This window comes from Rhizobium ruizarguesonis, from assembly GCF_017357285.1.
In the GTDB taxonomy this organism is placed as follows: domain Bacteria; phylum Pseudomonadota; class Alphaproteobacteria; order Rhizobiales; family Rhizobiaceae; genus Rhizobium; species Rhizobium ruizarguesonis.
Genome location: NZ_CP071678.1, coordinates 1,260,468 through 1,282,322 on the forward strand (window position 1 = coordinate 1,260,468; position 21,855 = coordinate 1,282,322).

Here is a 21,855-nt window from a genome sequence, read left to right on the forward strand (position 1 = left end):
ATAGAACGGGCGACGGCGAAAGCCGTGCGCCCGTTTTTCGTTTTCAGCGCAGTTTGCTGGTGTGGCCCCCTCATCCGCCTGCCGGCACCTTCTCCCCGAGGGGAGAAGGGGTAGGCCGCCGGCCTTTCCTTCCCATTATTCGAGGGATGATGTGGGCACGGCATCGACTGCGAGTTTCTTCTCCCCAGCGGGGAGAAGGTGCCGGCAGGCGGATGAGGGGGCTTCCTGCCGTGGATATTTCCGCATGAAGTTCAACAAGCTGCGCCTGGTCGGCTTCAAATCCTTCGTCGAGCCGACGGAATTCATCATCGAACGCGGGCTGACCGGCGTTGTCGGCCCGAACGGCTGCGGCAAGTCGAACCTCGTCGAGGCGCTTCGCTGGGTGATGGGCGAAAATTCCTACAAGAACATGCGCGCCTCCGGCATGGACGACGTGATCTTTTCGGGCTCGGGAAACCGTCCGGCGCGCAACACCGCCGAAGTGGCGCTCTATCTCGACAATGGTGAGCGCACCGCGCCTGCCGCCTTCAACGACAGCGACGAGATCCAGGTCACCCGCCGCATCGAGCGTGAACAGGGTTCGCTCTATCGCATCAACGGCAAGGAAAGCCGCGCCAAGGACGTGCAGCTGCTGTTTGCCGATGCCTCCACCGGCGCGCGGTCGCCCTCGATGGTCGGGCAGGGGCGCATCGGCGAGCTGATCCAGGCAAAGCCGCAGGCCCGCCGCCAGTTGCTCGAAGAGGCAGCCGGCATTTCAGGCCTGCATTCCCGCCGCCACGAGGCTGAACTGCGGCTGCGCGCCGCCGAAGGCAATCTCGAGCGCCTCGACGACGTCACCTCGCAGCTCGAAAGCCAGATCGAGAGCCTGAAGCGGCAGGCCCGCCAGGCAAACCGCTTCAAGACGCTGTCTGCCGATATCCGCGCCCGCGAGGCGATGCTGCTGCATATCCGCTGGGTGCAGGCGAAGGAAGCAGAAGCCGAGGCCGACAGTGCGCTGAACCAGGCGACCTCCGTCGTCGCCGAAAAGGCGCAGATGCAGATGGAGGCGGCGAAGAACCAGGCTATCGCCAGCCTGAAACTGCCGGAACTGCGCGAGGGCGAGGCGCGCGCGGCTGCCGCCCTGCAGCGCCTGCAGATCGCCAGAAGCCAGCTGGAAGAAGATGCCGGCCGCATCCTGCGCCGCCGTGACGAGCTGACCCGCCGTCTCGCCCAGCTTGCGGAGGATATAAGCCGCGAGCAGCGGCTGGTGGCCGACAATGCCGTCATCCTGGCAAGACTCGATGCCGAAGAGGCGGAGATTTCGGAGATCCTCGCCGATTCCGGCCGTTATGCCGAGGAAACCCGCGAGGCCTTCGAGGGCGCGGCGGCAAAACTGGCCGACAGCGAACGCATCTTCACCCAGCTGACGGCCGAGCGCGCAGAGGCGGCCGCCGGCCGCAACCAGCTGGAACGCGCCATCCGCGATCTCACCGACCGGCGGATGCGCCTCGAACGCCAGATGGATGAGGCAAACCAGGAACTGTCAGCCGTCGGCGAGAAGATCGCCGGCCTGCCCGATCCCGACGAAAAACGCGCCATCGTCGAAGCCGGCGAGATTGCCGTCGCCGACGCGGAAGCGGCCGTCCAGGTGGTCGAGCAGGCGCTGGCGGCAGCACGCCAGACCGAGGCGCTGTCGCGCGCGCCGGTCGAGCAGGCCCGCTCGAGCCTGAATGCGCTGGAAACCGAGGCCCGGACGATTTCCCGCATGCTCGCCGCCGGTGCTGCGGCTGGCAAATTTCCGCCGGTTGCCGACGAGCTGAAGGTCGACCGCGGCTTCGAAACCGCACTCGGTGCCGCCCTCGGCGACGATCTGGAATCGCCGCTCGATGCCGAGGCGCCGGCCCATTGGTCGGACAATGGCGATGGCGCTGGCGATCCGGCACTTCCATCCGGTGTTGCGCCGCTGCTGGCCCATGTCCGCGCCCCCGCCGCACTCACCCGCCGCCTGCGCCAGATCGGCCTGGTCGTGGAAGGGGAGGCGCAGTCGCTGATGGCAGCGCTGAAGCCCGGCCAGCGGCTGGTGACGAAAGAGGGCGCGGTTTATCGCTGGGACGGCCACGTCACCGGTGCCGATGCCCCAAGTGCTGCGGCGCTGCGCCTTGCCCAGAAGAACCGCCTGGCCGAACTCGAAAGCGAAGCCGCCCTTGCCCGCGACGTGCTTGCCGAAGCCGAGGAGCGGCAGGCTGCCGCCGCCGAGGCGATCCGCGCCGAGGAGCGTCGGCTTGCCGAGGCGCGTGACATGAGCCGTCTGTCGGCGCGTCATCTCGCCGACGCGCGCGACGCGCTTGTTGCTGCCGAACGTGCCTCCGGCGATCTCATCCGCCGCCGCGATGTCGTCAGCGAGGCCGCCAGCCAGCTGCGCACGCAGCTGGAGGAGATCGCCATCCAGGAAGAAAATGCCCGCATCGAGCTGGAGGACGCGCCTGATCTGACTGATATCGACGAGCGGCTGCGGTTCCAGCAGGCGGAAGTGGCGACCGATCGCGGCGCGCTGGCTGAAAGCCGCGCCCGCCATGAAAGCCTGGCGAGGGAAAACGAGGCCCGCCAGCGCCGCATCATGGCAATCGGCCAGGAGCGCGAGACCTGGCGCCAGCGGGCAGCAAGCGCCGAAGATCATGTCGCGACGCTGCGCGAGCGCGAGGAAGAGGCGCGTGAAGAGGCAGCCGAGCTCGAATTGGCGCCCGATGAATTCGACGACAAGCGCCGCGCTCTGCTCAGCGAATTGCAGAAGGCCGAGGAGGCGCGCCGCCAGGCCAGCGATCTGCTGGCCGAGGCCGAACGGATCCAGCGCGAGGCCGACCAAAAGGCGACGACGGCACTGTCGGATCTTGCCGAATGCCGTGAACGCCGCGGCCGCGCCGAGGAGCGCCTGGTTTCGGCCCGCGAGAAGCGGCAGGAAAGCGAAGGCCGCATCCGCGAGGTCCTGAACGTCGCCCCGCACGAGGCGCTGCAATTGACCGGGCGCCCGACCATGCAGGCGCTTCCCGATCCGCGCGAAGTCGAGCGCGAGCTGGAACGCCTGAGGATCGAGCGCGAGCGGCTGGGCGCCGTCAACCTGCGCGCCGACGAGGAACAGAAGGAGCTGAGCGAGAAGCTCGAAGCCCTGATCAAGGAACGCGACGATGTCATCGATGCGATCCGCAAGCTGCGCGGCGCCATCCAAAGCCTCAACCGCGAGGGCCGCGAGCGGCTGATCGCCGCCTTCGATATCGTCAACGCCCAGTTCCAGCGGCTGTTCACCCATCTTTTCGGCGGCGGCACCGCCGAACTGCAGCTGATCGAATCCGACGATCCGCTGGAAGCCGGCCTCGAAATCCTTGCCCGTCCGCCCGGCAAGAAGCCGCAGACCATGACGCTGCTCTCCGGTGGCGAGCAGGCGCTGACGGCGATGGCGCTGATCTTCGCCGTCTTCCTCACCAATCCGGCGCCGATCTGTGTGCTCGACGAAGTGGACGCGCCGCTCGACGACCACAATGTCGAGCGCTACTGCAATCTGATGGACGAAATGGCGGCCTCCACCGAAACCCGCTTCGTCATCATCACCCACAATCCGATCACCATGGCCCGCATGAACCGCCTCTTCGGCGTCACCATGGCCGAGCAGGGCGTCTCCCAACTCGTCTCCGTAGACTTGCAAATGGCCGAGCGCCTGCGCGAGATTGCCTGAGGTTATGTGAAGAGAGCATTTGCGGTCTCTGCGAGCACAGACGCAATTTCAGCAAAGGTATGGCGCGGTTTTGCGCCCAGAAATTGCGCAAAATCAACTGACAAGAAATAAACACCAAAAAAGGTCGGCTTCCTTGCGGCCTGTACCCCATTTGGGTGATGCTCTTTTCGCTGACTTGCATTAGAAGTTGTTTCAACGCAACCTAATTACTCTGCTGGAAAGCGAGCGACCAAAGGTTGCGCATTGTCGAATTTGCGTGCGGTTTTCCGGGCGAGGGCAAGAACCGGAAACCGAGAGCAAATCTTGGGAAGTAGCGATCCATTTTCCCAGGAATTGCGTAAGACGAGGTCAGAGCGGTTCTCTTTTATAAAAAGCTGAACCGTTCCTGGGTTGAGGGACCCCCCGTCCGGTTTTCCTGGCCGGACGGAAACAAGGCTTTGCGGGACATTGTTGCAGTCCCGCAAAGCTTTTTTTGTGCCTTGTTTTCTGTTTGGGCACCTTTCAACCGTTTCAACGCCGCCCGCAGCCAAGATTTATTGTGCAGCGCAACATTCTGCCGCATTTGTCGATTTTCATTTCAACACCAACGGATTAAGCTAATCCCGATTTGGTGTTGGGGGGAAGATGACCAAGTGGGTCTATAGGTTCGGCGACGGGCAGGCTGAGGGCCGGGCGCGCGATCACGAGATTCTGGGCGGCAAGGGCGCCAATCTTGCGGAAATGTGCGCGCTTGGACTGCCGGTGCCGCCGGGGCTGACGATCGTCAGCGATGCCTGCAACACCTATTACAAGAACGGCCGCCACATTGAGGATGCGGTGAAGGCTGAAGTACGCGCCGGCATATCGGCGATCGAGTCGGTCACCGGCCGCCACTTCGGTTCCGTCAGCCAGCCGCTGCTGCTCTCGGTGCGCTCCGGCGCCCGCGTCTCGATGCCGGGCATGATGGACACGGTGCTCAATCTCGGCCTCAACGACGAGACCGTGCAGGCGCTCGGCCACGATGCCGGCGACGCGCGTTTTGCCTGGGACAGCTACCGCCGTTTCATCCAGATGTATGCCGATGTCGTCATGGGCCTCGGCAACGACGCCTTCGAGGAGATCCTGGAAGACGAGAAGGCCAAGCTCGGCCATGAATTCGATACCGAACTCAGCGCCTCGGAATGGCAGCATATCGTCTCGCTCTACAAGAAGCTGATCGAGGAGGAGCTGGAGCAGGAATTCCCGCAGGATCCCGAAGTTCAGCTCTGGGGCGCGGTCGGCGCCGTCTTTTCCAGCTGGATGAGCGCGCGCGCCGTCACCTACCGCCAGCTCCACAATATTCCGGAAGGCTGGGGCACGGCGATCAACATCCAGGCGATGGTCTTCGGCAATCTCGGCAATTCGTCCGCCACCGGCGTTGCCTTCACCCGCAATCCCTCGACCGGCGAGAGGGCGCTGTACGGCGAATTCCTGGTCAATGCCCAGGGCGAGGATGTCGTGGCCGGCATCCGCACGCCGCAAAGCATCACCGAGGAGGGGCGGATTTCCTCCGGCTCCGAAAAGCCCTCGATGGAAAAACTGATGCCGGAGGCGTTTCGCGAGCTCTGCGGCATCTGCACCGAGCTCGAGATCCATTACCGCGACATGCAGGATATCGAATTCACCATCGAGCGCGGCAGGCTGTGGATGCTGCAGACCCGTTCAGGCAAGCGCTCGACCCGGGCGGCAATGAAGATCGCCGTCGACATGGTCGACGAGGGAGTGATCACCGAGGACGAGGCGGTGCTGCGCATCGAGCCATCCAGCCTCGACCAGCTGCTGCATCCGACAATCGATCCGCGCGTTACCCGCCAGGTGATCGGCACCGGATTGCCGGCCTCGCCGGGAGCGGCCACCGGCGGCATCGTCTTTACCGCCGAAGAGGCGGTCGAGGCGGAAGCTGAAGGCCGTAAGGTCATCCTGCTCAGGGTCGAGACCAGCCCCGAGGATATTCACGGCATGCATGCCGCCGAAGGCATCCTGACCACCCGCGGCGGCATGACCAGCCATGCGGCAGTCGTTGCCCGCGGCATGGGCATCCCCTGCGTCGTCGGCGCCGGCACCATGCGCATCGACGTGCGCAATGAGCGGCTGCTCGGCGTCGGCGTGACGCTCAAGAAGGGCGATATCATCACCATCGACGGCTCGGCCGGCCAGGTGCTGAAGGGCGAGGTGCCGATGATCCAGCCGGCGCTGTCGGGCGATTTCGGCCGCATCATGGGCTGGGCCGACCGCGCCAGGCGCATGACGGTGCGCACCAATGCCGATACGCCGGCCGATGCGCTGGCCGCCCGCTCCTTCGGCGCCGAAGGCATCGGCCTTTGCCGCACCGAACACATGTTCTTCGAGGGCGAGCGCATCCATGTCATGCGCGAGATGATCCTGGCCGTCGATGAGAAAGGCAGGCGCGTGGCGCTCGACAAGTTGCTGCCGATGCAGAGGCTGGATTTCACCGGCCTCTTCACCGTCATGCACGGCCTGCCGGTAACGATCCGTCTGCTCGATCCGCCGCTGCACGAATTTCTGCCGAAGACCGACGACGAGGTGGCCGAAGTCGCCTTCGCCATGGGCATGGAGGCATCCGTGCTTCGCCAGCGCGTCGATGCGCTGCACGAGTTCAACCCGATGCTCGGCCATCGCGGCTGCCGGCTGGCGATCTCCTATCCCGAAATCGTCGAGATGCAGGCCCGCGCCATCTTCGAGGCGGCGGTCGCCGCAGCCAAGGAGACCGGGGCAGCCGTCGTACCGGAGATCATGGTGCCGCTCGTTGGCCTCCGCACCGAGCTCGATTACGTCAAGGCGCACATCGATGCTGTCGCCGGCGACGTCATGAACGAAGCCGGCATGAAGATCGATTATCTCGTCGGTACGATGATCGAGCTGCCGCGTGCGGCCCTTCGCGCCCATGTGATTGCCGAAGCCGCCGAATTCTTCTCCTTCGGCACCAACGACCTGACGCAGACCACCTTCGGCATCTCGCGCGACGACGCCTCGGCCTTCATCCCCACCTATCAGCGCAAGGGCATCATCGAGCACGATCCCTTCATCTCGCTCGATTTCGACGGTGTCGGCGAATTGATCAGCATCGCCGCCGAGCGCGGCAGGCGCACCCGCAACGACATGAAGCTCGGCATCTGCGGCGAACATGGCGGCGACCCGGCCTCGATCCGCTTCTGCGAGACGATCGGCCTCGATTATGTCTCCTGCTCGCCGTTCCGCGTGCCGATCGCCAGGTTGGCGGCGGCGCAGGCGGTGATTGCAGGCAGTCTGGAGATCAGGCGCGGTCCGAAAGACCTGCGGGCAACCGTGTAAAATATCGGTGGAGCCTGGGGCAGGGCGCCCGTGGCAGTCAGTGGTGATGCCGCCAGCGATCGCGGTAGATATAAGGCCCGTTCAGCTCCCAGGCCATGTTGTTCATCATCTCCGCACTCTGTGCCCGCGATTCGGCGCGCCGGTCGAGATCGATGCGCTGCAGGCAGGTGGCAAAACCATCCGTGCCGCGCCGGAAGCCATAGCCGAGGCACCGCTGCTCATCCGCCGCCCGCCGCTCCTCCGGCGTCATCGTCTGGCAGGCCGAGAGCCCAGCGACGATGGTGGCCAGGACGGTGATGAGAAGACGAATGCGCATGTGTGTGTTCCTTGGGATGCTTTTCTCAGAGGAAAGGCCATTCGGGCGAGGGCGTCAAGCTGCTCTTGGTCCAGGAGATCGCTGAGAGCTGGGTGACTACGCGAGCCCGTGTACCGTGCAGCCCCCTCATCCGCCCTATGGGCACCTTCTCCCCGAGGGGAGAAGAGGGAATCGAGACGTGGCGGCATATTCCCTTCTCCACAGCGGGGAGAAGGTGGCCCGAAGGGTCGGATGAGGGGGCCGCTCGGCAGGCCGTTCGTTTGCCCTTCGCTTGCGCTCAGCGCATTCGCGGCTTTGCCGCTCACCCCTTTCACGCCGCCCCAGCCGGATCCCCGATCGGCAGCAGCGCCGGATTGAGCGGCGGATCCTGCGGGTTCTTCGTATCGGCCGGATCCTGCGCCGGTGTCAGCGGCGGTTTTTGCTGGATGGGGTCGGGAATGCCGGGTGTCGGCGTCGGGCCGCGCGGTGTGTCGGTATTGGGTGTCGGGATCGGGTCTTTGTTGGGCATGAGTGCCTCCTTTTCGAAAAAGGAACGGCAGCCTCAGCACTTGGTTCCACTTTCGCCGGCCCACCTTTCTATGTATGAGGAAAGCATGGGCCGCTCCATGAGAGGCCGGAAGCAGTGGAACGAGCATGGCCCTTCGCGATCGATTTTCGAAAAAACTGAGCTGTCCGCAATGCGGCAATGAGGGCTTTGCCGAAGCCTCGGAAGTTGACGATCCCAAGCGCAAGCACCCCGATTTCAAGGTCGATCAGCTGCCGCGCGGCTTTGGCGTGCAGCGGCCGTCCAACCACCAGGAAAATTTCGTCATCAAGTGCGAATGCGGGCGCAAGTTTCCCTTCCGCAGCGTTGCGGAAGCCGCGGCCGAGCGCCGGTAGAGCAATTCCAGGAAAAGTTGAAGCGGTTTTCCGTCCGGAATTGCGTAAAAAAATGAAATTCAGATCCGCTCCAGCAGTTCGATGAAGGCATCGGCGAAACGCACCAGCGGCGCGGTCTCTTCGTCGGGCGCCTGCATGCGGATCTCGGTGCCGTTGCCGTCGAGCAGCGCCAGCACGACGCGCATCTCCTGGCCGTCACCTGGAATGCGCAGCACGGCAATGCGCCGGCAATCATCGATCAGGCCGCCGGCCGGCAGGTCGAACAGCAGCTCGCCGCCGGAGCGTGCCGCCGCCTGGCGCACCGCCTCGCAGAAGCCGGCATCGCCACCGGCATAACCTTCGAGCGAAAGTTCGAGCTCGAGCAGCTCCATCGGCAGCATCGGCTCGGACTGGTGGTCGATCCCGCCAAGCGCAGACGCCTGCGGCCTTGCTGCAATCTCGGGTGAAATCATCCCGTCTCTCCTCTATATCTGGAGATGAAACCGCGGCAGAATGGCCTTTTTTTGACATATCAGCAAGGGCTTATGAAGCAACCGCCGTTTCGTCATGGCCTTCGCCGTGGATTCCAACGCAATGCCTCAGACAATAGTTTCAATTTAGCCGAATCTTGCCCCAGATCTGGATGATTTTAGGCTGGGCCGGCCTAAAATCTGAATCCGGATCTAAATCAAGGAATAGAGCATGATGTCGTCCGAAAACCGCTTCACACTTTTCGGCATCATGCTCTAAACAGGGTTGAGGCGATTTGCGTGGTCGAACGCGCGGGCGCTGACGAGCAACCGGTAAGTTTGATGGCCATCCGCTTCGACCGCCCCGTTTCCAACGCCGCCCGCTTTTCGCGGCTGCTCGGGGCGTTTTCCCTGGTGCTGGCGCTGGCGGTGATGATCGCCCATCGCTTCGGCGGCCTCGCCACACCCTATCTGGTGCTGCTGCTGATTGCTGCTGCCGGCGGCGCGCTGCTTTCCGCCTTGCTTGCCGCAGTCGGGCTGCGCAGCCTCTGGATGACCGGGGCCGAAGGCGGGCTGGCGGCGCTGGCGGCGCTGATCTATGCCGCCTTTCCGCTCGGCCTCGGCGCCTATGCCACCGAGCGTTACATGACGCTGCCTGATATCTACGACGTTTCCACCGATCCGGTCTCCGCACCCGACTGGCTGTCGCCGCCGCACTCCGACCAGATCTGGCTGAAGCGCAATCCGGACGTGACGCCGGAGGATCGCGAAATGCAGCTCGCTGCCTATCCCGAACTCACCGGCCGGCGCTATGAGGGCGCGCTCGACCGGGTGCTCGAAGCGGTGCGCAAGGTCGCCAAGATGAGCGGCATGACCATCACCAGGAGCAGTGGCGACACCGCGCCCGGCCGCGATCCCGAGGACAAGCCTGTCAAGCCGCCGCAGGCGAGCGACGATGCGGTGGCCGATGCGCCCGATATCATCCCCGTGCCGACGCCGCGCCCCTATGACGACGACGTCGCCAAGCTGATCCGCGGCGCCAATGGCGTGACGCTGCAGGGCACCACCCGCACGCTGATCCTCGGGCTGCGCTTCGATATCATCATTCGGCTGCGCGAAGAGGCCGAAACCACCTTCGTCGACATCCGCGTCGCCTCCCGCTACGGCCAACACGACCTCGGCTTCAGCGCCGAAATCGCCGGCGATTATCTGAAGGCGCTGGATGCCGAACTGTTGGGAATTGCGGGTGGGTGAGCCGCGGTGCCGCCAAAGGCGGCAGCAATCGATCCAGTGAATCGATTGCAGCGGCGAACGCCCTGAGCCTAAGCGAAGGGCCGGGATACGGTGCGGCGGACTCGACAACCTTCGGGCCGCAACCTCTCGGTTCCCTCTTCTCCCCAGCGGGGGTCCGAAGGACGGGTCGAGACCCGCGGCTCGACCCCGGTCAGTGCCCGTAGGGCGGATGAGGGGGCCGGCGAAGCCGGTCTTTCCTTACGACGTTCATGCGGGATTCTACCACGCTCGCGTCGGCATGGCGGGATAGTTAAAATGAGAGGGCGTGCCGTGTGGCCACCTCATCCGACCCTTCGGGCCACCTTTGCCTGGGTTGAGCCACCCGTCTCAACCCGTCCTTCGGACCCCCGCTGGGGAGAAGAGGATACATGCCGCAACCTCTCCGTTCCTCGCTCGCTCTCGCAGGGCTCGACCCCGCCGCCAAGGTTAGGGTGAGGGGCAGCCATCCGCGCGAAGGCGCACGCCCCCTCACTCCACCACCAACCACCCCGTATACCGCACCACCAACCCCGTCAGCCGCCCGCCGATCTCCACGTGGAAGTGGAACCGCCCATCCCGCTCCTCCTCATACGTATCTCCGCCAGGCGCCAGAAACATCGGCAGCGGAATCCCGCAGAACCGCCAGCCGCGCACGACGAGCCGCAGCTTTTCCCCATCCGGCACCAGCGCCATCAGCACCCGGAACGGCCCGAAGACCTCGGCGAGCAGATCCCGTTCGCGGCCCTTTGCCTCGACTTGCCGGCTGCGGAAGACCGTGCCGCCGAAATCGCGTGTCCAGATCTCCCTGTCGCCATCGGTCACGAAACGCACCGTGACCGGCACATCCTCAGCCGCCGGGGGAAAGCCGATCACCCGAGCGACGATCCTCGCCAGCAGCCCGCCGCCGCGCTCGATCCGCGCCCGGCCGGAGGCGACGCGCGTGCCGCCAGCATGCAGGGCGGCGAGGGCGGGCGGCAGCCGCTCCCAGGCGCTGCCGAGGATCCTCTGGTAGAGCGGCAGGGGTGCCGCCTCGTTTTCCATGCTGATGCCGGATGTGATCGAAAACCGCCGGAAGGCCGCTTCGAAATCTTCAAGCTGCAATTCGCCGGCCGCCGGTCGCGCCCCATTCTCCGGCCGCGTGCCGGTCAGCAGCCGGCGCACCAGCGCGTCCACGCCGATGACCGGGATGAACGGCCCGTCATCACCTTCGGCAATCAGATGCCAGCCGCAGGACAGCCGCTGTCCGGCGTGATCGACGCCGCCGACGCGGACGAACATGCCGCCGCGATGTTCGCCGATCGCGAAAGCGTGGCTGGCGCGCTGCAGCAGCCGCGCAAACGGCAGCAGCGACGGCAGGAGCCGGAGGCGGACGAGCCTTGCCGCAAGGCTGAGCATGCGCTGCAGCGGCTGCGGCTCCGTGCCAACGCCGGTGAAAGTCGATTGCAGGCCGGCAAAGCGCGCCGGCAGCAGCTTGAGATCCGGCGCATCCACCAGCAGGAATTTGCGGCTGCGCAGCGGCTTAACCCCCGGCGGCGCCACCGTCACCCGCATCGCATCGATCAGCCCGCGCCCGGAGGCCGGCTGGCCATCGCGCAGCACCGGAACCTTCTTGCCGGCATAGCTCGCGATCGCCCTGACGACATTGAGCCCGATCCGCACATGCGGCGAGGGGGCAATTCCCGCCGCGACACATTCGATCCGGGAGAAATGCGGCGCCATCGCATCGAGTGCGGCGAAGGAAAGCGCAGGCAGGCTGCTGAGCCCCGAGAGCGCGAAGACGCCCTTGGCCTTGGTCGCCGCATCCAGCTCACCGATGCCGGCGACGAAACCGGTGCTATCGGCAATATCGGCATAATCGATGCCGAGGCCGATGCAGGCCTCGACCACCCTATAGGCATGCTTGCCGAAGCTCTGGAACGGCCCCGAGGCATCGACGACGAGATCAGGCCTCAGCCGCGTCAGCTGTTCGATGAGGTCGCCGTCGCGGTCGAAGCTGACGGCCTGCACCATCGCGCCGAGATTGTTAGTTCCCAGGCCCTCGGCTCCATCCTTCGGCGTCCGGAGATCTGCAACGAAATCGTCAGCCTTTTCGAGCGAGCGCCCCGCAACCAGCAGCCTGAGCCGCGGTTCATCGCCAAGCAGCCGGGCAAGCCGCCCGCCAAATGTGCCGTAACCGCCAATGATGAGCAGCGAAAACCGGTCCTCGCTCATGTGATGAAACGGCTTCGCTGCTGCGGCGTCGGCACCATGCAGCTTTGCCGCCCGGCAATCTTCAGCCGGTTGCGGGCGATGAATTCATAGAGGGCATCGGCCGCCGGCCGCGGCAGCAGCCGGAAGATCTTGACCAGCGAATAGGGAAAGCCGAGGCCCGCCACCGTGCGGATCGAGCCGTCGGACTTGAAGAAGGCGCGGCCGTTTTCGATCAGGATATTGGTCTCGTAGTCGCGCGCATGCAGCCCGTAATGCCGGTAGAGTGCTGCGCCGAGCGGCGTCTGCGCCGCCAGGAAGCGGTATCGCTGCTGCTTGTCATGTTTCAGCGCGAACTTTACCCAGCCGGAGCAGAACACGCATTCGCCATCGAAGACGATCAGTGGCCGGTCATCGGCAAAGGCGGGCACATCAGGATCATCGCGATAGCTGTAATCGGCTTGAGCCCGCATCATCATCTCCCCATCTTCATGACCCACCCTCATGTTCATGGCGCCGGCCGGTAGTGGGCGGCAAGCGAAGGCGGCCCATCCGCCGCAATCTTGCCGCGCTCCAAGAGATCCTCGATATGGGCGAGCACGGAAAGGGCCGCCGCCCCATGCAGCTTCGGATCGGTATCGCGATAGATCACCTTCACCATCTCGGCAATCTGCTGGTCGCCCGCCTGGACCCGCGCCAGCACCGCCTGCTCGCGCCTGAGGCGATGCGCCTTCAGCGCCCGGAGGAAAGTTGCCGGCTGCGTCACCGGCCCGCCATGGCCGGGCAGCAACAGCCGGTCCTCGCGATCGATCAGCCGCTCGAGCGAGGCCATGTAATCCGCCATCGAACCATCCGGCGGTGCGACGATCGAGGTCGACCAGGCCATGACATGATCGCCGGAGAACAGGATGTCGCGACCCGCAAGCGCGAAGGCGGCATGATTGGCCGTGTGCCCCGGCGTCAGCACCGCGCTCAGCGCCCAGCCATCGCCCGATAGGGTCTGACCGTCACTGAGCGCAATATCGGGCACGAAGGATAGATCCGAGCTTTCGGCGAACGGATTGATCTCGCCATCCCTGAGCGGCCGCGCCGGCCGGTGCGGCCCTTGGCCCACCGTCACCGCCCCCGTTGCCGCCTGCAGACGCTTTGCCAGCGGCGAGTGGTCGCGATGCGTGTGGCTGACGAAGATATGCGTCACCTCACGCCCGGCAAGGGCTGCCATCAGTGCCTGATAATGCGCCTCATCCTCCGGCCCGGGATCGATGACCGCGACGGAAGAAGAGCCGACGATATAGCTGTTGGTGCCGAAAAAGGTGAAAGGGCCGGGATTGTTCACTGTCACCCGCTCGACACCCGAAACAACCGGCACGGCCTGCCCATAGGCCGGCTCGAAAGCGAGGTCGAATGCGGGACTGTCCATGAAGGAATGATCTCGGGCCAATGACGTCGCCACTTCCTAGCACGACGGCGGGTGCTGCGCAGCGCATAAATCTGCGCCGGGTTAAACTTAGTCATTGTGACAGGCGAAGAGCTTTGCTAATCAGGCGTCGATTTGAGCAAGCGGTTTCCGCTCAAGCTCTGGTGGGGCGTCGCCAAGCGGTAAGGCAACGGTTTTTGGTACCGTCATCCCTGGTTCGAATCCAGGCGCCCCAGCCAACGCCAGATGGTCCATTCTGACCTCGTGGTTTTCCTCCGCAGGTGCCGTCACGGGTTGGCGAACAACTGCATTCGCAATTTCTGCAGTGCCATCGTATGTTGGTTTCAAGGGATGAAGTCGCGCGAATAATTTCCCGTGCCCGTTACAACGTCGTTGGGTTCGACAACTGCAGTTCTCCAATCATTCCTCGCTGAAAAAATCCTCATCCAGGCGCTTGAATTCGACCATGCGATAGCCTCGCACCCCGACGTCATGCTCTATCATGAGATCAGCCAGTTCGCGGCCATCAATCAGTATGACCCGCTGAGCAAGATGCCTGACGTAATCGCGGGCCGGCTGGCTAAAGGTTGAGGTGGTGACGAAGACACCCTTGGTGGCGCCCAGGCCGACCAGGCTGCCGACGAAGCCGTTGACGTCCGGGCGACTGACTGGATTGCCGGGCGCGTAGCGCTTGGCCTGAACATAGATGCGGTCGAGGCCGAGGCGGTCTTCGTTGACGATGCCGTCGACACCGCCGTCACCGGAGCGCCCGAGTTGGGCGGCGGCGTCTTTGTGGCTGCCGCCGTATCCCATGGCAACGAGGAGATCGACGATCAATTGCTCAAAAAAAGCCGGGCTGTTGGTGAGTATCCGCTCAAGGAGTTCATCCCGCAAAGCCGCCGCCAGGGATGCATGGGCCGCGTCGATCTGCTCTTCCGGCGTCGTTGTCGCGGGGGTGGCGCGATCCGGCCCGACGGTCGTGCTTTCCTCGCCTCCGGCACTTCCTTCATTCCGATAGAAATCGCGGAATTCCGGCTCGCGCATTAGAAGGGCAACGTCGATCCGCTCCGGCGCAGTGGCCAGGAGCGCCTTGCCCTTGTCAGTCGCGAGAAAACGACCGCGCGCTGGAGACGCGATCAGCCCGGCCTTGCTCATGTAGAATTTGGCCCAGTGAATGCGGTTGTGCAGCAGCCGCTGACGACCGCTCGGCAACAATTCCTCGCGTTCCTCCGGCGTCAGTCCCAAATCATCGGCGATACGCTCAGCGACGTAGGCAACCCGCATTTCACCCTCGGAAGCCAAGCGCAGGACAGGAAGCATCAGGGTTTGGTAGTCGGGGATCACGTGCCGGTCTCCTGTTTGCGCATGATGTCGGCGATCGACGCGTCAATAGTTGTGCTGGAAAGACCGCTGACAATCTCGCCATTGCTCGTCAGACGGTTTTTGCTGAAACGAGTCAGCAGAGTCTGCTCGACCACCCTAGCGGAATCTTCAGAAGGCGTCGGTTGTTCGAGGTAGACACTCCATTTGAGCCCTGTCACCTCCGGGGCCAACGGGATGTTATGGGCGGCTGCCCTCAGAGCCGGATCGTGGGAGTAGCCAATCTTGAAGGCCAACTCCTTGCGCTTGGCATCTTTCAGTACGAGCACATAGACATACCAAATCTCGTGCTGCGCGAACGCTCCTGAAAAGACGCCCTGATGCTTGGGAGCAAGCTTGCTGTTCGCCTTGGCAACGAGTCCCTGCCCGAACACGGTCTTTGGAACAGCGACTGGCAATTGCCGGCGTTCTAGCGCAAGAAGCGGCTCGGCTGTCACCGGGTCCAGTTCGACTATTCTCGATTGCCCCTGAAGATGATGTTTCGGGGTCAGTGGGCCAACGAGGGTGGAAAAGACGTTGTTGGCCGAAGTGATTCCCCAAACACCTACGGGATGCAACGCGACGGGAAAACGAGTGACCGCCTGGATCCACGAGGCGTCGTCCAAATTTGGATCTACATAATCGCGGGTGTTCACTTCAAGATCGGAGACCATATAAGCCGCCAGCACCCGTCCGTGATCGGCGGGCGGCGTTGGTGTGCCACGGGTTCCCACGGTGAAGACAATATCGCCTTCCGAAAGATGCTTCTTGGCATGCGTTCGCTCGGCCTTACCAGCGAAGGTAAGCGGCCAGGCAGGGTCACCTGGTTGACCCCAGACATAAGTGAAGAATACCTTGGCCATGGGCCCCCAAAACCTAGCTTGCTAGTCCCCAGGGTTGTATGTAGCCGCCCATCCCAACAAGCGCAATTGTTGTTCCCGGAGAAAAAGTTTCTTCGTCGGCAATGGCATATTCGAGGCAATGTGCCGCCTCGAATACGTCCTTGCGGTAGTTGCATCCATTGCGCCATCGTCTAGGGCCCTACTAAGGGCCTAAGTGTCGGCTTCCTCGCGGCACACCATTTCGCTCGCAGGTGAAGCTCATTGACCAACCAGCACTCATGTGGCTCGTGATTGCCGTCTGCGACGGATGGCCATAGCCGTTTCCCTTGCCAACCGAAACCACGCACCAACCACTGCTGCCACGTGGCGAGACGACACACCCAGTAAACTTGGCCCCGTGGTGGGTGGCAACGATAAAGTCCGGCAGGGCCGTCAACCTCGGGCGAACTAGATCGTAGTCGGCGTCACCCATAAAAAGTACCGTCTTGCCCGATTGCAAGGTTGTTTGAACGCACAGGCCAGTTTGATTGAGATTGCCCGCCTTACCCTTGCAGCGCCCTAGGCGCAGGGGGCCAGCCGACACATTCGCAGAGCTCACGCCCAGAAGTCGATTATTGGTGGCAAGCTTCTCGGCGACCAACTTGGCGCCCGGTCCAAGCCGCTGCACCGGCACAATCCAAGTGCCATCCGCAAGGCCCGCAATTGCGTGATAACCATGCAAATGATCCCAATCCCAGTGAGAAAGGATCACTGGGGCATCGGCAACTTTCAGCTCCGGCTTAATGAACGTCGTCTTTTTGTTGTAGGAGATCGGCCAGCCAGCATCCAAGTGAAAGAGTTCATTTCCGTGCTGGTCGATCGCGCTGCAGAAACTCGCCTGCCCGACATCTCGGACGACAATTTTGTGAGGCAGGTTCGCGCCGCTGAGGAGATTGCGCGCGGCACGACTCTTTCCGATTGCGCTTTCCGGAAACTTGCAGGCCTCCGCAATCGCCTGTGCTAGAGCCCGCTCATTTCCAACTGCTGCTCCGATTGGGCTCAGGGGGCTATCGCCCTCCGAGAACAGATACTGGATATCGTCCAGAACCAGAGGTACAATTTCTTCATAGCCAGCGCCGCCCAATGAGGACGCCCAAGCAAAAGGTCCTGACTTCTTTCCTCGCGGCAGCAAGTTGATCCGATACCACTGGCCATCGCGAACGTTCCCAATGTCCGCAAGGTATTGAAAGTTCTCCGCGGTCGTCAAAATCTTCAGCACAGCTAGGCGAGAGCGATCGGCTCTATCCGCTATGGTAGCCAGCGCTTCGTCGGCACTCATTCTCGCGTCAATAGAATCGAACTCGAAAGCGACCCGATTGGCGTTCGGCAGGACCAAATCGTCGTTGGTGAGAGCCTCTGATCGAACCAATCGCGCGATCAGGCTGATCGGCCCTTCCATCAAAAAACTCATCGCTTAGCCTCTAAGTGTTTACCTAACTCCTACAAAAATTGATGAGCGGAAATTATTGCCGATGCATTAAAAACCCCTGAGAGCTGAGAACGGAAAAGAAATTCAACAACGAAGCGGTCTTCCGCTGATGCTGACGCCGTGCATGGCGCCAAAGAGCGAGCAGGCGCGATGGAAAACCTGCCGGCAAACATCGAGCGGGAACGCCCGCAACTCCCGATAACTCACCGGCCTTGCGCCTCACCCGCGCTCTGCAAACAGCCGGACGCCAGTCAGTTCAGCAAGCTTCCCCACCAACGCATCCTGAAACCCAGCATCCGCAACCTCTGCCGCCGCCTCCCGCCCCTGCCGATGGTACCAATACCCGCCGCTGACCTTCGCAGCTCCCGCATCGCTCGTCGCAAGCCATGTCTGCGTGAGATGCCCCATTTCGAGGTCATCGGGGGCGCCGGCGCCGCCCATCTTCGTCGGCACCCAGCCGGGGTCCACCGCGTTGCTGAGAACATCCGGCCAATGGCGGGCGACGGCGGCGGCGAGGGTGGCGATATAGAGCTTGCTTTCCGAGTAGGCCTGGCTTGCGCTCCATGGCCGCTTCTTCCAGTCGATATCGTCAAGGGCGCTGTTGCCGCTGCGGTGCATGCCGCTGCTGAGATAGATCAGGCGATCGGGGCGGGTGATCCATGCGGTGAGCAGATAGGGGGCAAGCACATTCACCGCCAGCGTCTTTGCGTGGCCTTCCGGCGTTTCGCCGCGGCTCCTTTCGAGGTAGATGCCGGCATTGTGGATGACGGCGTCCATGCGGCCGATGGCGTTGACCTGCTCGGCAATCGATCGCGTTTCCGTGGCGCTGGCGAGATCGCCGATGACGATGCCGAGGGCGGTGGGCGAAATCTCTGAGATGGCGGAGGCACGCTCCCTGGAGCGGGCATGCAGCACGACGTCATGGCCCTCCTTCATGAGGGTGCGGGCTGCGGCAAGGCCGAGGCCATCGGTGGAACCGGTGATGAAGATGCGGCTCATGGGGTTTCCCTTCGCGGCGATGGGGGTAGGGCAGTCAAGCAGCTTTTGGCTGGTTGCTCAATGCGGGAGTTGGGGTGTGGGTTCCCGCGCTCCTCCCAGGTGAGGATCCCTGGGAATTTACCGATCGGGATATTTCGGGATGTGGAGCGGGATTGAGGCTATGAATTTTCCCGCTCGGTAATATGGCTGGTGGCGCTTCGCAGGTCTGTCCTCCCAGCGTGAGGATTTACGGCTGGCCCTCTGTGCGGATGCCTGCCCCTCACCCTAACCCTCATATGCGCTAGGTTAGGCGGGCGCGGAGATCGTCGCATTGTTTTCGGCGTCGTCGCGGCGGCTCGCAGAGGTGGCGACGACTTCGTGTGAAGAGATTACAGACGGCCTGCCACAGAAGTGGTCCGCGGATGGCGGCGCAAATGGTGGCCAGGGCTATCTTCATGAGACGCCAGCGCGATGGGCTAGCCCGTGGGGTAGCCGCATCCAGAGGGGGGAGAGTCCGGGACTTGCCCGGCAATCTGTTCGGCGATGATGGCAACGATCAGTCTGGCGTAGAGCCATGCCCGGGCCAGTTCAGGCTTCTTGGCCGGCAAGCTGTCGAGGCCGGCCAGGCTCTTGAACCGTTTGAACGCCAGCTCGATTTGCCAGCGGAAGCGATAGAGGGTGAGGATGTCGGCCGGTGCAAAGGTGGCGGTCGGCAGCGAGGTCAGCAGCAGAATGTACTTCGCCGCCTCGAGACTGCGCGGATCGGGCTTTTTGCCGCGCTTGCGGGCGTCCTTGAGTAGACGCTCCTGCTCGGCTTGGGCCTGTTGCGGATCCTTGCGCCGGACAATGAGGCGCAGGACCAGTGGCGGCGGCGTCCCCGTCATGCCTTCGTGGACACGAACCTGCACCTCGCCTTCCTGCTCTTGCTGAGCGGCGAGCGCGGCAAACAGATCAAAGGGCTCGCCATTCGTCTGCAACAGGCGCAACGAGTTCCAGCCGGTCCGCACGATGAAGTCCGCACCGGCGTCGATCACCGGCCGCAGGTCGCGCGGCCTTGCATAGTAGCGATCGGCCAGCACAATATCGCCGGGTGCGTAGGTAAGGCGCTGAAGGTTTTCGCCACCATGGATGTCGGTCAACTCAAGCTGATCGACCTGAGCCGTTGCCAGGTCGTAGCCGACATGCAACCGCCATGTCGTGCGGTCAGCGCCCGGATGGCAGATCGACGTTCCATCGAGCACACGCAAGCGATACCCCGCGAAGCGCCCCGCCGGCGCTTTGGCCTGTTCGGCAATCAGCGCGGCCACGATGTCGCCAAGCCAAGGCGCCGCTTTGCACAGCCGCTCGAGCAGCGATGGGTCTGACAAACGGGCGATTCCGCCCACTTCGGCCCATGCACAGGTCTCGCGTAGCGACATGCCAAGGCCGCCATAGGCAAGCGCCAGCCGCAACAGCGTCTCGGCATTCTTGATTTCCCGCACCCGCGTAAAAGCACCACGCAACCGCGCCGTTGCTTCCAAGTCAAAATCCGCCGGAAGCCGCTCGCGCACTTCCGGCCAATGATCCAAAATCTCAGGACGAATCTTCATCCAAAGCTTGAATCACAACCAGATTCCTTATGTCCAGGGCTAAACCTAGCGCATATGACCCTAACCCTCTCCCCGTAAAAAAACGGGGAGAGGGGACGTGCCAAACGGAGGGTAGAGATGGAGGAAGCCGGCGCGGCATCTCCCTTCGCCCCGTTTACGGGGGTCCGAAGGACGGGTCGAGACGTGTGGTTCGACCCTGGCAGTGGCGGCAGCCGGATGAGGGGCTGGTCTCGCCGATCTCTTGGGCCGGATGTTGGGTGATCAAAACGCCAACCCACGCCCTCTACCGCCGCCGCTCCGCCCCCGCCGCAATCGTCTGCACCAGCTCATCCACCTCCCGCGCCAGCCGCTCCAGCGGCAGGCCGACGAAGCGGCCCTCGAGGCTGATGCTGACGACGCCGTGGACGGCGCCGAACAGCGTGCGGGCGCGGATGGCGCGGTCTTCGGGGGGCATGTCGGGTTGCAGTTCGGCCAGCGGTTCGGCGATCACGTCCATCAGGAAGAGGTGCTCGTTAAGATGCCATTGCGGCGTCGGGCTCGATTCCGGCGGGAAGTGCTCGAACAGCGCCTTCCAGAGGTTCCGGTGCTCGACGGCGAAGCTCAAGTATCCCTGCGCCAGGTTGCGCAGCCGGTCGGTCGGCGGCCGGTCTTTGGCCTCGGGCAGGGTGAGCCTCGCCTCCAGCGCCTTCAGCGTCGCGGAGTTGACGTGGATGACGAGCTCGGCGAGGTCTGAAAAGACCGTGTAGAGGCCGCCGAGCGCGCAGCCGGCATCCTGGGTGATGTCGCGGGCCCGGAGGTTTGCCAGCCCGTCTCTGGCGATCCGCTCGCGCGCCGCCTCGATCAGCCGGGCCTTCAGGTCTTCGCGTTTTTCTTCTCGCCTACCGGCCATTCACCATTCCACTTCGATTTTTTGAACGTCGTTCAAAATTTATCTTGAACGACGTTCATGATTCTGGCATAACACCTCTCGTGAACAACGTTCATAAACCGGAGGAAGGAAATGTTCAAACTGATTTCCATTTTGTTGCGGGGCAGGGCGCATGATGCCGAGCAGGCTTTCGCCGATCATCACGCCGTGCCGCTGCTTTCCCAGCAGATCCGCGATGCCGCCCAGTCGATCCAGTCGGCGCGGCGCAGTGTGGCGGTCGCCATCGCCCAGAACGAGCAGGAGAAGGGTCAGCATGCAACGATCGTTGCCCGCATCGCCGATCTCGAAATCCGTGCCTCCGCCGCCTTGGCGAAGGGCAATGAGGGGCTGGCCCGCGAGGCGGCCGAGGCGATCGCCTATCTCGAAGCCGAGCGCGATGCGTCCGAGAAGGCGCAGGGCCAGTTCACCAGCGCGATCGACAAGCTGAAGGGCATCGTCCGTGCCTCCGAGGCGCGGCTGCAGGAGCTGCAGCGCGGCGAGCGGCTGGCGCGTGCCACGCAAGAGGCGCAGAAGCTCGATGTCGCAGTCGCCGGCCCAGGCTTTGCCACGCTCGACGATGCCGAAGAGACGCTGGCCCGCCTTCGCCTGCGCCAGAGCCAGAATGAGCTGACGGCCGCCGCCCTGAAGGACATGGAAGGCGCCATCCGCCCGGCCGGCATCATCGAGAAGCTTGCCAATGCCGGCTTCGGCGCGCCGCTGCGCTCATCCGCCGATGATGTGCTGGCGCGGCTGAAGAGCCGCATCAAGCCCGCTGCCTGAAATAGCATCCATCCAACCATCCAACCATCCATCCATCCATCCATCGAACCATAGGGACCACTGATATGAACGACAGTTTCCAGAAACATTCTTCCAGCTGGGTCAGCTTCTCCTACATCTCCTTCGGCTCGGCCGCCTTCATGCTGGCGCTTGGCCTCTATATGATGCCGCTCGATCTCTGGGGCAAAGGCTATCTCGCCATGGGCATTCTGATGCTGGTGCAGACCACGGTGAATATCACCAAGACGCTGCGCGACAATGCCGAATCCGAGAAGCTGATCCGCAAGGTCGAGGATGCCCGCACCGAGAAACTCCTGGTCAAGTTCAATCGTAACGATGAAGATTGATCTTGGTTAACCACAGCGCAGAGTTGTTA

The 21,855-nt window shown here is 63.3% G+C and carries 18 protein-coding genes, 1 tRNA gene and 1 pseudogene; 7 read left to right on the top strand and 13 right to left on the bottom strand.

Features of this window, described 5'->3' with window-relative positions:
* The first annotated feature begins 244 nt into the window (after nt 1-244).
* Nucleotides 245-3,706, top strand: a complete 3,462-nt coding sequence (locus tag J3P73_RS06095; RefSeq protein WP_130762113.1) for a chromosome segregation SMC family protein — start codon at nt 245-247, stop codon at nt 3,704-3,706.
* Nucleotides 3,707-4,330: 624 nt separating this feature from the next.
* Complete coding sequence (ppdK, locus tag J3P73_RS06100; RefSeq protein ID WP_075224697.1) at nt 4,331-7,036, top strand: pyruvate, phosphate dikinase; 2,706 nt, start codon at nt 4,331-4,333, stop codon at nt 7,034-7,036.
* Nucleotides 7,037-7,073: 37 nt separating this feature from the next.
* Here ppdK and J3P73_RS06105 read toward each other — a convergent pair whose 3' ends face one another.
* The 3 genes and pseudogenes from J3P73_RS06105 to J3P73_RS06110 form a co-directional block, all read right to left on the bottom strand.
* On the bottom strand, nt 7,074-7,352 hold the full coding sequence (locus J3P73_RS06105; RefSeq protein ID WP_075224696.1) for a hypothetical protein: 279 nt from the start codon (nt 7,350-7,352) through the stop codon (nt 7,074-7,076).
* Between the two features lie 119 nt (nt 7,353-7,471).
* Nucleotides 7,472-7,554 (bottom strand): annotated as a pseudogene (locus tag J3P73_RS38260) (endonuclease domain-containing protein); the annotation flags it as partial.
* Nucleotides 7,555-7,662: 108 nt separating this feature from the next.
* Nucleotides 7,663-7,860, bottom strand: a complete 198-nt coding sequence (locus tag J3P73_RS06110) for a hypothetical protein (protein ID WP_024323055.1) — start codon at nt 7,858-7,860, stop codon at nt 7,663-7,665.
* Nucleotides 7,861-7,985: 125 nt separating this feature from the next.
* Here J3P73_RS06110 and J3P73_RS06115 point away from each other — a divergent pair, with 125 nt between their 5' ends.
* Nucleotides 7,986-8,231, top strand: coding sequence for a hypothetical protein (locus tag J3P73_RS06115; RefSeq protein ID WP_003557210.1), 246 nt, complete (start codon nt 7,986-7,988; stop codon nt 8,229-8,231).
* A gap of 59 nt (nt 8,232-8,290) precedes the next feature.
* On the opposite strand, the gene J3P73_RS06120 is transcribed toward J3P73_RS06115, so the two are convergent.
* Nucleotides 8,291-8,683, bottom strand: a complete 393-nt coding sequence (locus tag J3P73_RS06120) for a hypothetical protein (RefSeq protein ID WP_017993220.1) — start codon at nt 8,681-8,683, stop codon at nt 8,291-8,293.
* Between the two features lie 339 nt (nt 8,684-9,022).
* Between J3P73_RS06120 and J3P73_RS06125 the strand changes: the two genes are divergently transcribed.
* On the top strand, nt 9,023-9,934 hold the full coding sequence (locus J3P73_RS06125; RefSeq protein ID WP_024323056.1) for a DUF1499 domain-containing protein: 912 nt from the start codon (nt 9,023-9,025) through the stop codon (nt 9,932-9,934).
* Nucleotides 9,935-10,441: 507 nt separating this feature from the next.
* On the opposite strand, the gene J3P73_RS06130 is transcribed toward J3P73_RS06125, so the two are convergent.
* The 3 genes from J3P73_RS06130 to J3P73_RS06140 are packed head-to-tail and all read right to left on the bottom strand — an operon-like array spanning nt 10,442 to nt 13,559.
* Nucleotides 10,442-12,163, bottom strand: coding sequence for a saccharopine dehydrogenase family protein (locus J3P73_RS06130; protein ID WP_130681178.1), 1,722 nt, complete (start codon nt 12,161-12,163; stop codon nt 10,442-10,444).
* Nucleotides 12,160-12,618, bottom strand: a complete 459-nt coding sequence (locus J3P73_RS06135) for a thiol-disulfide oxidoreductase DCC family protein (protein ID WP_130681180.1) — start codon at nt 12,616-12,618, stop codon at nt 12,160-12,162. The genes J3P73_RS06130 and J3P73_RS06135 overlap by 4 nt, the downstream gene beginning before the upstream one ends.
* A gap of 29 nt (nt 12,619-12,647) precedes the next feature.
* On the bottom strand, nt 12,648-13,559 hold the full coding sequence (locus J3P73_RS06140) for an MBL fold metallo-hydrolase (RefSeq protein ID WP_024323059.1): 912 nt from the start codon (nt 13,557-13,559) through the stop codon (nt 12,648-12,650).
* A gap of 162 nt (nt 13,560-13,721) precedes the next feature.
* On the opposite strand from J3P73_RS06140, the gene J3P73_RS06145 reads away from it, so the two are divergent.
* Nucleotides 13,722-13,795 (top strand) — tRNA-Gln (locus J3P73_RS06145).
* A gap of 181 nt (nt 13,796-13,976) precedes the next feature.
* Here the strand turns inward: J3P73_RS06145 and J3P73_RS06150 are convergent.
* The 6 genes from J3P73_RS06150 to J3P73_RS06175 all read right to left on the bottom strand — a co-directional run bounded on the left by J3P73_RS06150 (nt 13,977) and on the right by J3P73_RS06175 (nt 20,681).
* Entirely contained in the window at nt 13,977-14,900 is a 924-nt protein-coding gene (locus J3P73_RS06150) for a restriction endonuclease (RefSeq protein ID WP_245002716.1), read from the bottom strand.
* Nucleotides 14,897-15,778 carry a GIY-YIG nuclease family protein gene (locus J3P73_RS06155; RefSeq protein ID WP_130681182.1) on the bottom strand — a complete coding sequence of 294 codons (882 nt, stop codon included), beginning with the start codon at nt 15,776-15,778 and terminating at the stop codon, nt 14,897-14,899. The genes J3P73_RS06150 and J3P73_RS06155 overlap by 4 nt, the downstream gene beginning before the upstream one ends.
* A 181-nt stretch (nt 15,779-15,959) precedes the next feature.
* Nucleotides 15,960-17,207 carry a ComEC/Rec2 family competence protein gene (locus J3P73_RS06160; protein ID WP_130664193.1) on the bottom strand — a complete coding sequence of 416 codons (1,248 nt, stop codon included), beginning with the start codon at nt 17,205-17,207 and terminating at the stop codon, nt 15,960-15,962.
* Between the two features lie 237 nt (nt 17,208-17,444).
* Nucleotides 17,445-18,224 (bottom strand): SDR family NAD(P)-dependent oxidoreductase, encoded by a 780-nt coding sequence (locus J3P73_RS06165; RefSeq protein ID WP_130681184.1) that lies wholly within the window; start codon nt 18,222-18,224, stop codon nt 17,445-17,447.
* Nucleotides 18,225-18,679: 455 nt separating this feature from the next.
* Nucleotides 18,680-19,792, bottom strand: coding sequence for an IS4 family transposase (locus J3P73_RS06170; RefSeq protein WP_027689711.1), 1,113 nt, complete (start codon nt 19,790-19,792; stop codon nt 18,680-18,682).
* A gap of 283 nt (nt 19,793-20,075) precedes the next feature.
* Nucleotides 20,076-20,681 carry a TetR/AcrR family transcriptional regulator gene (locus J3P73_RS06175; protein ID WP_130664194.1) on the bottom strand — a complete coding sequence of 202 codons (606 nt, stop codon included), beginning with the start codon at nt 20,679-20,681 and terminating at the stop codon, nt 20,076-20,078.
* A gap of 111 nt (nt 20,682-20,792) precedes the next feature.
* On the opposite strand from J3P73_RS06175, the gene J3P73_RS06180 reads away from it, so the two are divergent.
* Both J3P73_RS06180 and J3P73_RS06185 read left to right on the top strand, forming a co-directional pair.
* On the top strand, nt 20,793-21,479 hold the full coding sequence (locus J3P73_RS06180; protein WP_130664195.1) for a PspA/IM30 family protein: 687 nt from the start codon (nt 20,793-20,795) through the stop codon (nt 21,477-21,479).
* 65 nt (nt 21,480-21,544) lie between these two features.
* The gene (locus J3P73_RS06185) at nt 21,545-21,826 is read left to right on the top strand and encodes a YiaA/YiaB family inner membrane protein (RefSeq protein WP_003557239.1); all 282 of its coding nucleotides are present in this window, start codon (nt 21,545-21,547) and stop codon (nt 21,824-21,826) included.
* Nucleotides 21,827-21,855 lie beyond the last annotated feature (29 nt).

What these genes read in the sequence shown, in the direction of transcription:
- J3P73_RS06095 (WP_130762113.1), top strand. Translation starts at nt 245, where the DNA reads ATGAAGTTCAACAAGCTGCGCCTGGTCGGCTTCAAATCCTTCGTCGAG.
- ppdK (WP_075224697.1), top strand. Translation starts at nt 4,331, where the DNA reads ATGACCAAGTGGGTCTATAGGTTCGGCGACGGGCAGGCTGAGGGCCGG.
- J3P73_RS06105 (WP_075224696.1), bottom strand. Translation starts at nt 7,352, where the DNA reads ATGCGCATTCGTCTTCTCATCACCGTCCTGGCCACCATCGTCGCTGGG.
- J3P73_RS06110 (WP_024323055.1), bottom strand. Translation starts at nt 7,860, where the DNA reads ATGCCCAACAAAGACCCGATCCCGACACCCAATACCGACACACCGCGC.
- J3P73_RS06115 (WP_003557210.1), top strand. Translation starts at nt 7,986, where the DNA reads ATGGCCCTTCGCGATCGATTTTCGAAAAAACTGAGCTGTCCGCAATGC.
- J3P73_RS06120 (WP_017993220.1), bottom strand. Translation starts at nt 8,683, where the DNA reads ATGATTTCACCCGAGATTGCAGCAAGGCCGCAGGCGTCTGCGCTTGGC.
- J3P73_RS06125 (WP_024323056.1), top strand. Translation starts at nt 9,023, where the DNA reads ATGGCCATCCGCTTCGACCGCCCCGTTTCCAACGCCGCCCGCTTTTCG.
- J3P73_RS06130 (WP_130681178.1), bottom strand. Translation starts at nt 12,163, where the DNA reads ATGAGCGAGGACCGGTTTTCGCTGCTCATCATTGGCGGTTACGGCACA.
- J3P73_RS06135 (WP_130681180.1), bottom strand. Translation starts at nt 12,618, where the DNA reads ATGATGATGCGGGCTCAAGCCGATTACAGCTATCGCGATGATCCTGAT.
- J3P73_RS06140 (WP_024323059.1), bottom strand. Translation starts at nt 13,559, where the DNA reads ATGGACAGTCCCGCATTCGACCTCGCTTTCGAGCCGGCCTATGGGCAG.
- J3P73_RS06155 (WP_130681182.1), bottom strand. Translation starts at nt 15,778, where the DNA reads ATGGCCAAGGTATTCTTCACTTATGTCTGGGGTCAACCAGGTGACCCT.
- J3P73_RS06160 (WP_130664193.1), bottom strand. Translation starts at nt 17,207, where the DNA reads ATGAGTTTTTTGATGGAAGGGCCGATCAGCCTGATCGCGCGATTGGTT.
- J3P73_RS06165 (WP_130681184.1), bottom strand. Translation starts at nt 18,224, where the DNA reads ATGAGCCGCATCTTCATCACCGGTTCCACCGATGGCCTCGGCCTTGCC.
- J3P73_RS06170 (WP_027689711.1), bottom strand. Translation starts at nt 19,792, where the DNA reads ATGAAGATTCGTCCTGAGATTTTGGATCATTGGCCGGAAGTGCGCGAG.
- J3P73_RS06175 (WP_130664194.1), bottom strand. Translation starts at nt 20,681, where the DNA reads ATGGCCGGTAGGCGAGAAGAAAAACGCGAAGACCTGAAGGCCCGGCTG.
- J3P73_RS06180 (WP_130664195.1), top strand. Translation starts at nt 20,793, where the DNA reads ATGTTCAAACTGATTTCCATTTTGTTGCGGGGCAGGGCGCATGATGCC.
- J3P73_RS06185 (WP_003557239.1), top strand. Translation starts at nt 21,545, where the DNA reads ATGAACGACAGTTTCCAGAAACATTCTTCCAGCTGGGTCAGCTTCTCC.